Origin of the sequence: Acinetobacter yuyunsongii (assembly GCF_041021915.1) — a bacterium.
Taxonomy (GTDB): domain Bacteria; phylum Pseudomonadota; class Gammaproteobacteria; order Pseudomonadales; family Moraxellaceae; genus Acinetobacter.
Map to the genome: position 1 here is coordinate 64,980 of NZ_CP157435.1, position 13,516 is coordinate 78,495.

The 13,516-nt window shown below is 35.4% G+C and carries 12 protein-coding genes; all 12 read left to right on the plus strand.

Annotated features, from left to right (window positions below):
* Positions 1-13 precede the first annotated feature (13 nt).
* The 12 genes from ABLB98_RS00305 to ABLB98_RS00360 all read left to right on the plus strand — a co-directional run bounded on the left by ABLB98_RS00305 (position 14) and on the right by ABLB98_RS00360 (position 13,514).
* The gene (locus ABLB98_RS00305; protein WP_348882725.1) at positions 14-1,288 is read left to right on the plus strand and encodes a hypothetical protein; all 1,275 of its coding nucleotides are present in this window, start codon (positions 14-16) and stop codon (positions 1,286-1,288) included.
* 4 nt (positions 1,289-1,292) lie between these two features.
* A complete protein-coding gene (locus tag ABLB98_RS00310; RefSeq protein WP_348882726.1) occupies positions 1,293-2,354 on the plus strand; it encodes a glycosyltransferase in 1,062 nt (353 codons plus the stop codon).
* A gap of 2 nt (positions 2,355-2,356) precedes the next feature.
* Positions 2,357-3,391 carry a polysaccharide biosynthesis protein gene (locus tag ABLB98_RS00315; RefSeq protein ID WP_348882727.1) on the plus strand — a complete coding sequence of 345 codons (1,035 nt, stop codon included), beginning with the start codon at positions 2,357-2,359 and terminating at the stop codon, positions 3,389-3,391.
* 1 nt (position 3,392) lies between these two features.
* Positions 3,393-4,505 (plus strand): NAD-dependent epimerase/dehydratase family protein, encoded by a 1,113-nt coding sequence (locus tag ABLB98_RS00320; protein ID WP_348882728.1) that lies wholly within the window; start codon positions 3,393-3,395, stop codon positions 4,503-4,505.
* A gap of 13 nt (positions 4,506-4,518) precedes the next feature.
* Positions 4,519-5,649 (plus strand): non-hydrolyzing UDP-N-acetylglucosamine 2-epimerase, encoded by a 1,131-nt coding sequence (gene wecB, locus ABLB98_RS00325; protein WP_348882729.1) that lies wholly within the window; start codon positions 4,519-4,521, stop codon positions 5,647-5,649.
* 3 nt (positions 5,650-5,652) lie between these two features.
* The gene (locus ABLB98_RS00330; protein ID WP_348882730.1) at positions 5,653-6,870 is read left to right on the plus strand and encodes a glycosyltransferase family 4 protein; all 1,218 of its coding nucleotides are present in this window, start codon (positions 5,653-5,655) and stop codon (positions 6,868-6,870) included.
* Positions 6,863-7,465 (plus strand): sugar transferase, encoded by a 603-nt coding sequence (locus tag ABLB98_RS00335; protein ID WP_269229152.1) that lies wholly within the window; start codon positions 6,863-6,865, stop codon positions 7,463-7,465. Before ABLB98_RS00330 ends, ABLB98_RS00335 begins: the two co-directional genes overlap by 8 nt.
* A 4-nt stretch (positions 7,466-7,469) precedes the next feature.
* On the plus strand, positions 7,470-8,120 hold the full coding sequence (locus tag ABLB98_RS00340) for an acetyltransferase (protein WP_046739295.1): 651 nt from the start codon (positions 7,470-7,472) through the stop codon (positions 8,118-8,120).
* A gap of 30 nt (positions 8,121-8,150) precedes the next feature.
* Positions 8,151-9,326 carry a DegT/DnrJ/EryC1/StrS aminotransferase family protein gene (locus tag ABLB98_RS00345; RefSeq protein WP_348882731.1) on the plus strand — a complete coding sequence of 392 codons (1,176 nt, stop codon included), beginning with the start codon at positions 8,151-8,153 and terminating at the stop codon, positions 9,324-9,326.
* Between the two features lie 149 nt (positions 9,327-9,475).
* On the plus strand, positions 9,476-11,350 hold the full coding sequence (locus tag ABLB98_RS00350) for a nucleoside-diphosphate sugar epimerase/dehydratase (RefSeq protein WP_348882732.1): 1,875 nt from the start codon (positions 9,476-9,478) through the stop codon (positions 11,348-11,350).
* Positions 11,351-11,361: 11 nt separating this feature from the next.
* Positions 11,362-12,237 carry a UTP--glucose-1-phosphate uridylyltransferase GalU gene (gene galU, locus ABLB98_RS00355; RefSeq protein WP_348882733.1) on the plus strand — a complete coding sequence of 292 codons (876 nt, stop codon included), beginning with the start codon at positions 11,362-11,364 and terminating at the stop codon, positions 12,235-12,237.
* Between the two features lie 17 nt (positions 12,238-12,254).
* Positions 12,255-13,514 (plus strand): nucleotide sugar dehydrogenase, encoded by a 1,260-nt coding sequence (locus ABLB98_RS00360; protein ID WP_348882734.1) that lies wholly within the window; start codon positions 12,255-12,257, stop codon positions 13,512-13,514.
* Positions 13,515-13,516: the final 2 nt, after the last annotated feature.

Genomic DNA, 13,516 nt, shown 5'->3' on the forward strand with positions numbered 1-13,516 from the left:
TGAAGAGAATATTATGAATGTTTATAAAAGAGATATGATCCCCATTCTGCTTCTAGGTGGTGTTAATATTTTGACACTGATATTATTCTTAATTTCACCATTTAATTATCTATATGGAAATTTTTATTTGTCATCTATATATGTCTTAATTAATATAGGTGCTTTGTTTTTTGGTTATTTTTTTTCAATTATGCTATTTGGGACTAAAAAATATAAACTCGTTCAGCTATATAAAGTTAAGACGGATAATCAGTTGTTTAATTTATTATTGTTTTTTTATATTTTAACTTTTATTTTTAGATATGCTTATTTGTTGAAATTTCAGTTCTATGATTTATTTGGAATTATTAATGAGATTTTGTTGGGTGTAGTAGATCCAAAATATGGATATTTATCTACATTGGATAGTTCAAAAGCATTTACATTACCATGGTCGTTGTATGCTTTCATTTCAATCTTTCATTCACTTTTTTTTATTAGTGGTGCTATTTTTTTTGGTAAATTATCATCAAAAAATAAAATTTTATTTTCATTTTTCATTCTTTTTGAAGCAGTTTTTTGGTATAGTAGAGGTACCAACTTTGGTATAATTAGTTTAATTATAATTTTCTTTCTTTCATATTTGCTGAATATGGGTAAAGTTAATTTAAAATCTTTATCTTATATTTTACTTTTAGTTTTTATTATAATTATTGTTTTTTCAGGAATTATGTATAGCAGGATGGGAGATATAACTGACCTCTCATCTTATGAGATATATATGACTACTATTAATTATGATAGTTATATCTTTACATCTACACCAGATTTTTTAAAACCGACGTTGCTTACATTTTTTTCATATCTTACACAAGGTTATTACTTTCTATCTTTTGGTTTTGATTTGGATTATAGGTTTTCAAATTTTCTTGGTTCGAATCCTGCATTAATTAATATCGCAAGTTTACTAGGTTTGGATAATACTCAAAATAGTTATGTTCATAGACTAACGAGTTATGGTATTGATCCAAATATTCAATGGCACTCAGCTTATTTATGGATAGCAAACGACTTTAGCTTTTATTTTGTGCCTTTATATGTATGTTTGCTTGGTTTTGGATTAGGTGTATCTTGGATTTTTGCAACAAGATGTAATGATTTTGTTTTTAAAGTTGTTTTTGTAATATTAGGAGGGAGTATAGTCTTTCTTTTTGCAAATAATAATTTCATATCGTCATATTTATATCTTTATATCTTTATGTTTTTTTTATCTTTGTTAAAAGTTTATTTCCTTATAAAGAGAGGATAGTTGAATGAGTGAATCTATTATTTTTTTAAGCTCGGCTTTACAGCAACCTAGGCATCAAAAAAGAATTAGTCTACTTCGTGAGAAATATGATGTTAAAGTATATTATTTCTATAGAGATAAATATATTGAAAATTATAAAGGTTATCAAAATACTTCAATAAATATAGGTAAAGTAAAAGATGGAAGGTATATTTCTCGTATATTTTTGCTTCTAAAATTATTTTTTATTTTACTTTTTTCTAATGTTAGTAGAGTTTATTGTACATCTCCAGATCAAGCAATTATTTCAATTTTAGCAGGAAAAAATGTTTTTTTCGAGATTGGTGATCTATATCAAATTGATGGAAAAAATCAAATATACAAAATGTTTGATTATTTTATTTTTTCCAGAATATCAGGTCTTATTGTTACCTCTCCATACTATTATTCTGGTTATTTGATTAAATATGAAAAATTTTTGAAAAATAAAATTATAGTTGTTGAAAATAAACTTTTGCCAAATATTGAAGCTACGATTAATGATTATAGAATTAATAATCATGTTATGACTTTACCATCTAGTAAAATTAAAATTGGATTAATTGGGAGCTTGATGTTTAAAGAATCCTTAAAAAAAATAAGAGATTTTATTATTAAAAATAAAAATTTTGAGCTTCATATATATGGTGATGGTTTGTATGGGATGTTCAATGATATAGAAAATGTTTTTTATCATGGTCGTTTTAAAAGCCCTGAGGATTTATCTGATATTTATTCTAATATTGATATTAATGTAATTCTTTATGATACGACTAATAATAATGTAAAATTAGCATTGCCAAATAAACTGTATGAATCTATTGCTTTCTTAAAACCAATTATCTGTTCAGATAATGTTGCTTTGTCAGAGATTGTTGTCAGGGACGGCGTAGGAGAGATTGCTATTAACGATGATTTGGCTTCAGCAATTTATAAATTAACATCTAATTATGAATTCTATATACATAACATGAAGTTATTAGATTCTTCTAGATATATTTGTTTCGAGCAATCTGAAATTTTTGAACTAATCAATAGAGCGGAGTAGGCATGTTCAAAGGAAAAACTTTACTGATCACAGGTGGCACTGGATCATTCGGAAATGCAGTTTTAAAGCGTTTTTTAGAAACTGATATAAAAGAAATTCGAATCTTTAGCCGAGATGAAAAAAAGCAAGATGATATGCGTAAAAGGTATCAATCATCGAAGTTAAAATTCTATATTGGTGATGTACGAGATTATAACAGCATCTTAAATGCTACTCGTGGTGTGGACTATATTTATCATGCTGCTGCGTTAAAACAAGTCCCTTCTTGTGAATTCCATCCAATGGAAGCTGTTAAAACAAACGTAATTGGTACAGAAAATGTACTTGAAGCGGCGATTCAAAATCATGTTAAAAGAATTGTCTGCTTGAGTACTGATAAAGCAGTTTATCCAATCAATGCAATGGGCATTTCCAAAGCAATGATGGAAAAAGTTATTGTAGCAAAATCACGTAATTTAGAAGAATTAGATACAACTATTTGCTGTACGCGTTATGGTAACGTGATGGCATCTCGTGGCTCTGTCATTCCTTTATTTGTCGATCAAATTCGTCAGGGTAAACCACTGACCATTACTGATCCTAATATGACTCGTTTTATGATGACGTTGGATGATGCTGTCGACCTGGTGTTATATGCATTTGAGCATGGTCAAAATGGGGATATTTTCGTACAAAAAGCACCAGCAGCAACTATTCATGTTCTAGCGCAAGCTTTAACTCAGTTATTAAATGTACCAGAGCATCCAATTTCAATTATGGGTACACGTCATGGTGAAAAAGCCTATGAGGCATTACTCAGTCGTGAAGAAATGGTGGTTGCCTTAGATCAAGGTTATTATTATCGTGTTCCAGCGGATCAGCGTGACCTCAACTACTCAAAATATGTTGAAGACGGTGACTTAAAAATTACTCAATATGAAGATTATAATTCACATAATACTGAACGCTTAGATGTTGAAGGCATGAAGAAACTGTTACTTAAGTTAGAGTTTATTCGCGCACTTACACAAGGGCAATATGTAGATCCAGAGGCTTAATATGAAGGTTTTGGTAACAGGTTCAAATGGTTTTATTGCTAAAAATTTGATTCAGTTTTTATCTGAAAAAACCGAAGTTGAAGTTTTAAAAGTTCATCGGGAATCATCTGAGCAAGAACTAAAAGACTCTATTTTAGCTGCTGATTGGATTGTTCATTTAGCAGGCGTTAATCGCCCATTAAATGAAAGTGAATTTATTGATGGTAACGTTACGCTCACAGAGACAATTGCCCAAACACTCAGAGCAGAACACAAATTAACACCGATTATCTTATCGTCATCTATTCAAGCTGATCGGGATAACGCTTATGGGAAAAGTAAGCTTGGTGGTGAGCAAGCTCTTGAGAAATTACATGCAGAACGAGGAAATCCAGTTTACATTTGTCGTTTAGCCAACGTCTTTGGTAAGTGGTCTCGTCCAAATTATAATTCTGCTGTTGCAACCTTTTGCCATAATGTGGCAAATGATTTGCCACTTCAAATCAATGATGCAAACGCCCTTATTCGATTAGTCTATGTTGATGATGTTGTTGAGACCTTTTGGAACATGATCAATGGCTCAGTGAGCGTTGAACAGACTTTTCAAATCCAGCCTGAATATCAAATTACTGTCGGTGATTTAGCTAAAACTTTAAATGGTTTTAAAGCATCGAGAGATACGTTAATTACTGATCGAGTCGGAACAGGATTAACGCGAGCTTTATATTCAACTTACTTAAGCTTTTTAAGACCTACGCAGTTTGATTATAGCGTGCCTAAATATGGTGATGCGCGTGGTGTTTTTGTTGAAATGTTAAAGACACCTGATGCTGGTCAGTTCTCATATTTTACTGCACATCCGGGCATTACTCGTGGTGGACATTACCATCATACCAAGACTGAAAAATTCCTTGTGATTAAGGGTAAAGCCTTATTTAAATTTAAGCATGTGGTTTCAGGTGAGTTTTATCAACTCGAAACGCATGGGGATGAGCCGAGAATTGTTGAGACAGTACCTGGATGGACCCATGACATTACCAATATTGGTGATGATGAAATGGTCGTGATGCTATGGGCAAATGAGATTTTTGATCGTAGTAAGCCTGATACTTATGCAATGCCGATAACAGATTAAGAGTTGAATTGTTGTGAAAAAATTAAAGTTAATGACCGTCGTAGGTACGCGTCCTGAAATTATTCGTTTGTCTCGAGTTATGGCCGCATGTGATCAATATTTTGATCATGTTTTGGTACATACAGGGCAAAATTATGATTATGAATTGAATGAAATCTTCTTTACAGATTTAGGGATTCGCAAACCTGATCATTTTTTAAATGCTGCAGGTGGAACAGGTGCAGAAACAATTGGTAATGTGATTATTACCGTTGATAAGATTTTGGACGAAGTACAACCAGAAGCATTGCTGGTTCTTGGCGATACTAATAGTTGTATGGCTGTACTACCTGCCAAACGTCGTAAAATTCCAACATTTCATATGGAGGCTGGCAATCGCTGTTTTGATATGCGTGTGCCTGAAGAAATCAATCGTCGAATCGTAGATCATACAGCAGATATTAACTTAACTTATAGTACGATTGCTCGTGATTACTTAATAGCGGAAGGGTTGCCTGCTGACTTAGTCATCAAAACAGGTAGTCCGATGTTTGAAGTACTGAATCATTATAAAGCGAAGATTGAAGCATCAGATGTTCTTGAACGATTGGGTTTGAAAGAACAGCAATATTTTATTGTCAGTGCGCATCGCGAAGAAAATATTAACTCTGATCAAAACTTTCTAGATCTTGTGGAAATGTTGAATGCAGTCGCTGAAAAGTATCAATTCCCTGTAATTGTTTCTACACATCCAAGAACACGTAAGCGTATTGAACAACTTAATATTGAGTTTCATCCATTGGTTCAATTATTAAAGCCGCTTGGTTTTAGTGACTATAATAAACTTCAGCTTTCCGCTAAAGCAGCATTATCTGATAGTGGTACAATCAATGAAGAATCTTCGATTTTGAATTTCCCTGCATTGAATTTACGTCAAGCACATGAGCGTCCAGAAGGTATGGAAGAAGCCGCTGTGATGATGGTTGGATTAAAAGCTGAACGAATTTTACAAGGTTTGGAAATTTTAGAATCTCAAGCACGTGGAGATGAGCGTTTATTACGCTTGGTGGCAGACTATAGTATGCCAAATGTAAGTGATAAGGTCGTTCGTATCATCATGAGCTATACCGATTATGTTAATCGCGTGGTATGGAAAAAATATTAAGTAATGAAAATTCTTCTTTTAACGCAATGGTTTGATCCTGAACCTACTTTTAAAGGTTTAGCATTTGCTAGGGAGCTACAACGACAAGGTCATCAAGTACAAGTTCTAACAGGGTTTCCAAACTATCCTGGAGGAAAAATTTATGATGGTTATAAATTGAAATTGTACCAACGTGAACAAATTGATGGAATTTCGGTTTTACGAGTTGCATTATTTCCTGATCATGGTAGCTCTGCGTTAAAAAGGATTTTAAATTATATTAGTTTTGCTTTTATGGCATTGCTTTTCGGTATTTTTGCAACTAAAAAAGCGGATGTTATTTATGCTTATCATCCGCCATTAACAGTTGGCTTAGCTGCAATTTTCATTAAATTATTTAGAAGAATCCCTATTGTATATGATATTCAGGATATGTGGCCTGATACGCTTAAAGCAACGGGAATGCTCAACAATCAGAAAATATTGAATATCGTGGGCCACGTATGCCATTTAGTTTACTCTTATGTTGACCATATCGTGGTTTTATGCCCTGGATTTAAAAAGTTATTAATTGAAAGAGGCGTATCAGAAGATAAAGTCAGTGTAATTTACAATTGGTGTGATGAAAACAGTTTGACACAAGCAGAACCAATCAAAGTTGATTATCAGAATTTATTGAAGGATCGTTTCAATATTATATTCGCTGGCAATATGGGTAAAGCCCAATCATTAGATACGATTTTGGATGTTGCAAAAGAATTAAAATTAGAATCAAAAATACAATTTGTTTTTGTGGGTGCGGGAACTGAAACCGATCGACTTAAACAAAGGGTAATTCATGAAAGTATTGAAAATATAGTTTTCATTCCTCGATTGCCAATGTCTGAAGTTGGTGGTGTCTTGGATTATGCAAATGTGCTATTGGTTCATCTTAAGCGCGATCCACTTTTTGAAATTACAGTACCATCTAAAACACAAGCCTATATGGCAATAGGCAAGCCACTATTAATGGCTGTATCTGGAGATGCAGCAGATCTTGTACAAGAAGCTCAATGTGGTCGTATAGCAAGATCTGAAGATGTTGATAATATTAAAACTGCTATTCTGGAAATATATCATTTACCTACTGATGGACAACATCAATTAGGTTTGAATGCTAAGCAGTTTTATGATGAAAAATTATCTTTAAGTTATGGTACACAACAATTTATTGAAATTTTCAAAAGGGTGAAAGATGCTTAAACGTTTACTTGATATTGTGATTGCATCAATTGCATTGGTAATTCTATCTCCTTTATACATTTTTGTAGCGTATAAAGTGAAAAAAAATCTAGGCTCCCCAGTTCTTTTCCGTCAGGTACGTCCAGGGTTAAATGGAATACCTTTTGAAATGATTAAATTTAGGACGATGAAAGATGCAGTGGATATACAAGGGAATCCATTACCTGATCACGAACGTTTAACCCCTTTTGGAAAGATGTTACGTTCAACAAGTCTGGATGAAATGCCTGAGTTATGGAATGTCATCAAAGGTGATATGAGTATTGTAGGGCCTCGTCCATTACTCATGGAATATTTACCACTTTATAATAATGAACAAGCGAAACGACATAACGTTCGTCCTGGTATGACTGGTCATGCCCAAGTTAATGGTCGTAATGCAATTGGCTGGGATGAGAAATTCAAACTTGATACTTGGTATGTAGAAAATCAATCAGTTTGGTTAGACTTCAAAATTATGCTTAAAACCGTCAAAAAGGTGATTGCTAAGGATGATATTAATGAAGCTGGTGAAGCAACAATGAGCAAATTCACAGGTTCAAGTGAGAAGGAGTAGGTTAATGACAATGCTAATCGGTGTATATGGTGCGAGTGGTTTTGGTAAGGAAGTCATGCCTTTGGTTCGCCAGCAATTTCCAATATTAGCTAAAGAAAACTTTATTTTTATTGATGATGGAAAGGCCGGAACTCATTTAAATGGATACTCAGTTCTAACTTATACAGATTTTATTAAACAGCCAGTATCAAATAAGCTTGTTACAATTGCAATTGCGAATAGCAGTGTCCGTGAAAAATTAGTTACTCAGTTAAACCAAGATAATATCCAACACTTATCAATTCAAGCATCAAATACGGTTGTGTTGGATGAGGTTGAAATTGGTGAAGGTAGTTTACTTTGTCCATTTACCTGTCTGACTTCAAATATTAAAATTGGAAAATTTTTTCATGCCAATATTTATAGCTATGTTGCTCATGACTGTGTAATTGGCGACTATGTGACTTTTGCACCAGGTGTTAAATGCAATGGGAACATTCATATCGAAGACCATGCTTATATCGGTACTGGTGCAATAATTAAGCAAGGTACACCAGACAAGCCTTTAGTAATTGGAAAAGGTGCGGTGATTGGTATGGGCGCAGTCGTTACAAAGAGTATTCCAGCTGGTGTCACAGTTGTTGGAAATCCTGCACGAATTTTAGAGAAAAAATAGATTTTATCAGCAATATAAAGGGATGAGAGTATGTTAAACACAGCATTTGAACCATGGCCAAGCTTTACAGAGAAAGAAGCAGATGCAGTTAAAAATATATTGCTTTCGAATAAAGTAAATTATTGGACAGGGCAAGAATGCCGTGAATTTGAAAAGGAATTTGCATCGTTTTCTGGTACAAAATATGCCGTTGCTCTAGCAAATGGGACTGTTGCACTTGATGTTGCATTGAAAGCATTACAAATTGGTACTGGCGATGATGTGATTGTAACTTCACGTACTTTCTTAGCTTCAGCAAGTTCGATTGTTACAGCTGGAGCGAATCCAATTTTTGCTGATGTTGAGTTAGATTCACAAAATATTTCAAGACGAACAATAGAGGCTGTATTAACGCCAAATACGAAAGCAATCATTTGTGTTCATTTGGCTGGCTGGATGTGTGATATGGATCCAATTATGCAACTAGCATCTGAAAAGGGTTTATATGTCATAGAAGATTGTGCTCAAGCGCATGGTGCTAAATATAAAGGTAAACCTGCAGGTTCTATTGGCCACATTGCTGCTTGGTCATTTTGCCAAGATAAAATTATGACTACGGGTGGCGAAGGTGGAATGGTTACCACTAACGATGAGAGCCTATGGAAAAAAATGTGGTCTTATAAAGATCATGGCAAAAGCTACGATAGTGTCTACAATAAACAACATCTACCAGGATTCCGTTGGTTACACGATTCTTTTGGAACAAACTGGCGTATGATGGAAATGCAAGCTGTTATTGGTCGCATTCAACTCACTTATATGCCAGATTGGACGAAAAATAGGATTGAAAATGCAGATAAAATATTAAAAGCATTTGATCATTCTAATTATTTTACTGTAAATCGACCAACAGATGATTATCTACATGCACAATATAAATGTTATGTGCAAGTCAATATAAATGAGTTACCTAGTGGTTGGTCTCGTGACCGAATCATGCAATTTATCAATGCAGAAGGCGTACCATGTTATAGTGGTTCATGTTCTGAAGTGTATTTAGAGCATGCTTTTGATAGTACGAATTGGCGACCGAAAGAACGTTTGAAAAATGCTCAGCAGCTTGGTGAAACTAGTCTTATGTTTTTAGTACATCCAACACTGAGCGAAGATAATATTAAGAAAACCGTTGATACGATTGAAAAACTAAAGAAAGTTTTAGATCAGTGATGAGAGAGTAGGCGATAGAGCTTAAAGCAGGTAATCATAAATTAGCTTTTTGCTTTATCGTTGTATTATTAATGCAAGATCGTCATTTCAGCTTGTGGAAGAATTGCGTATAACGTGCGCATGCTTAGTGGGATAATTAGAAGATTATTGTGAAAAAGATTATTTATCAGCTTGCATCAGCACCAAGGCTAGCAAAACAGGCTCTATTGGTATTTTTAGACTTATTCGCATTTCCTGTGATTTTATGGTTGTGTTATGTCATTCGCTTATTTGATTTAGGAGCAGAAGTTGTACCTGGACTTAACCACGGTGTAATTTTAATCACATTTCTTTCAATTATTAGCTTATTGTTGACAGGCGTTTATCATTTTATTGTTCGAACATTTAATGAAGTTTTTATTGTCAAACTGGCATTTGCTGTATGCAGTATGATGATAATACTGTATGGATTTAATGCATTTAGTCATGCATATATCCCGATGTCGATTCCATTTATGTTCGGCTTTATGATGTTTGCATGGATATGGTGCAGTCGAGCATTTATTCGTTTTATTGTGAAAGCAACCTTACACACTCATGGTGGTTGTAAAAGGGTAGTAATCTATGGTGCAGGTGATGCTGGTCAGCAAATCGCAGCAGCTCTACATCGTTCAGATGACCATACGCCAGTTTTCTTTATTGATGATAAAGTTTCATTACAAGATCAAATTGTAGGTGGCTTAAAAGTTTATTCTACTGCGAAAGCACTGCGGAATTTTAAAAAATATAAGATAGATGAAATCTTACTTGCTTTACCTTCTGTGGGGCGTGTACGAAAAAGTGAAATTATTCAACAACTAGAACCAGCGTTTGTGAAAGTCACAGAACTGCCAGGGCTCACTAAACTTGTTGATGGTGATATTCGAGTTTCAGATATCCGTGAGGTTGATATTATTGACCTTTTAGGACGAGATCCTGTTCCACCTATTGCCCATTTATTGGCTAAAAATATTCAAAATAAAATTGTTATGGTGACAGGTGCTGGCGGATCGATTGGTTCAGAGCTTTGTCGACAAATCATAAAAAATCAACCTAAAATGCTGGTTTTATATGAATTAACTGAGTTTGCATTATATGATATTGATAAAGAGTTAAGGCAAACTGCGAGTTGCGACATTGTTCCCATTTTAGGGACTGTACAAGATCAACAAAAATTAGAACGTATCATCGAACAATATCATGTGCAGACAGTCTATCATGCCGCCGCTTATAAACATGTTCCATTGGTTGAGTGTAATCCAATTGCTGGATTAAAAAATAATGCAATTGGAACCGCAAATAGTTTAAATGCCGCTGTAAAAAAAGGCGTGGAAACCTTTGTATTGATTTCAACGGATAAAGCAGTTAGACCGACGAATGTCATGGGTGCATCGAAACGGATGGCGGAATTGTATTGTCAAGCCGTGGCTGAAACGAAACCAAATACTCAGATCAGTATCGTACGTTTTGGAAATGTATTGGGTTCTTCTGGTTCGGTTGTACCTTTATTTAGACAGCAGATTGCAAAAGGTGGCCCAATTACGGTGACTCATCCTGATGTAACACGTTATTTTATGACGATTCCTGAAGCTTCTCAGTTAGTCATTCAGGCTGGAGCATTAGGTTCAGGTGGTGATGTGTTCTTACTCGATATGGGGGAACCTGTTCGAATTCAGGATTTAGCACGACAAATGATCGCTTTAAGTGGTTTAAAAGTTCGAGAAGCAAATACAACGGATGGTGATATTGAAATCGCTTATAGTGGTTTACGTCCGGGAGAAAAACTTTACGAGGAACTACTCATTGATCAAGATAACACAGGTTATACCGAGCATACTCGTATTTTGCGTTCTTTTGAAAAGCATTATCCGTTACAAGAGATTCAGTCTGTATTTAGTCGAATCAATCAAATGAGTGCAGTAGATCATGATGTAGATTGGGCTTTAAGTCAGTTAGAATATTATGTTGATGGCTATAAACGTAGCGGCGAAGTACGAGTTAATTAAGAGAGTATTGTATGATCAAAAAAGCAATTTTACCCGTCGCAGGTTTAGGCACCCGTTTTTTACCTGCAAGTAAATCCATTCCAAAGGAAATGGTGACGGTAGTCGATCGTCCCGCAATTGAGTATGTAGTACGAGAAGCGGTTGAAGCGGGTATTGAGCAAATTATTTTGGTCACTCACTCATCTAAAGCATCAATTGAGAATTATTTTGATCGTAATTTTGAGTTAGAAACAACTTTAGAGCAAAAAAAGAAATTTGACCTGCTGAAAGAAATTACTGATATTTTACCGAAGCATGTCAGTGTGGTCAGTGTACGCCAACCACAACCCCTAGGACTAGGTCATGCGGTATTGTGTGCGAAAGATATCGTGGGCGATGAAGCCTTTGCGGTGTTATTGCCTGATGTACTGGTCAAGAATCAAAGCTGTGATAATGATTTGTCACTCATGATTCAGCGTTTTGAACAGTCGCAAGCAGCACAAATCATGGTAGAAGCGGTGCCTGATCATCTAGTCGATCAATATGGTATTGTGGATGTTGCAGTTATACCGAACGAAGGTGAAAGTATCACGATGCAGGGCATTGTTGAAAAGCCTGCTGTCGGCACAGCTCCTTCAAATTTATCGGTGGTGGGACGTTATATTTTACCCACTCAGATTATGGGGCTATTAGCAGATACACCCCGTGGGGCAGGGAATGAAATCCAACTCACGGATGCGATTGCAGCATTGCAGCGATCAGAAACTGTGGAAGCCTACCGTATGAAGGGACAAACCTTTGATTGTGGTAGTAAGCTTGGATATTTAAAAGCTGTATTACACTATGGTATCGAGCATCCAAAATTGGGCGCAGAGTTTAAGGGCTTAATTCAAGAATTAGTCCTATAGTTTTAGGGCGTGTAGTTATGAAAGTTGCAATCTTTGGCAATACATTATATGCAGGCGTAATGTCTGCATTATTGTCTGAATCTGGGCATTTTGTCTATTGGTGTTCCCACCTCAACCCAAATGAAAGTGGTCAGCAATATTCTTTTCATGATGAAAATGTCAGTCGCTTACTTGAAAAACAACTCAGTAGTGGATTTTTGATTTATCGTGATCTGGATGGTATTCCTTTAGACATTGATGCTTACTTATTTAGTTTTAATCAAACTCAAGAGCAACAAGTTTTTCAACTGTTAGCATCACTCAAACAGCGTCCGATTATTCATCCTAAACTGATGATCAATGCATCCACCTTTGGCTTACATGGGACTGAGCATTTTCAACAAATCCTTTCTGAAGATGACTGGGTCTATTTACCAGATACTATCCAAGAGGGAAATGCGTTACAGAGTCTGACCCAAGCTAAGCAGTTGATCGTGGGATGTACTCAAGCTAATGTTCAGACCAAAGTCAAAGAATTACTTCGTCCTTTTTTCCCTTTGGCGCAGCAATATCTATTTATGCCGATTCTAGATGCTGAGTTTACCAAACTCAGTATCTCAGGCATGTTGGCAACACGGATCAGCTATATCAATGATCTTGCTGTTGTGGCGGAAAAGTTGGGCATTGACATTGCATCAGTACGTCAGGGTATGGCAGCGGATAACCGTATTGGTTCAGCTTACTTAGCCCCTGGTGCTGGTTTTGGCGGTGAAAATTTTTCTCATGATATTCTGACACTCTCTAATACAGTTGCAAATACAGGCGTGAAAAGCCAATTGCTTGCACAAGTATGGCAAATTAATGAGCAACAAAAAGAAATCCTGTTCCGTAAGTTTTGGAATTATTATCATGGGGATTTACAGGGAAAATCTGTTGCAATTTGGGGTGCTTCTTTTAAAGAAAATACCTCAAGTGTTCAGCAATCACCTATTCACCAAATGCTTGCAGCACTCTGGGCGCAAGGGGTAACGGTTCATCTTCATGATCCTCAAGCTTTAGATGAAATAAAGCTAATGTATGGTCAACGTGACGATCTGATTCTTTGTGAAAATCAGTATGATGCGGTAAAAAATGTGCATGGTCTTTGTGTACTTACGGCTTGGAAACAATACTGGAGTCCAGAATTTAAGCAGCTTGAACAGTTGATGAGGCATCCTTTAATTTTGGATGGTCGCAATATTTATGATCCTGACTATGTCAAAGCACAAGGTTTTGCATATATGGGCGTGGGACGTTAAAG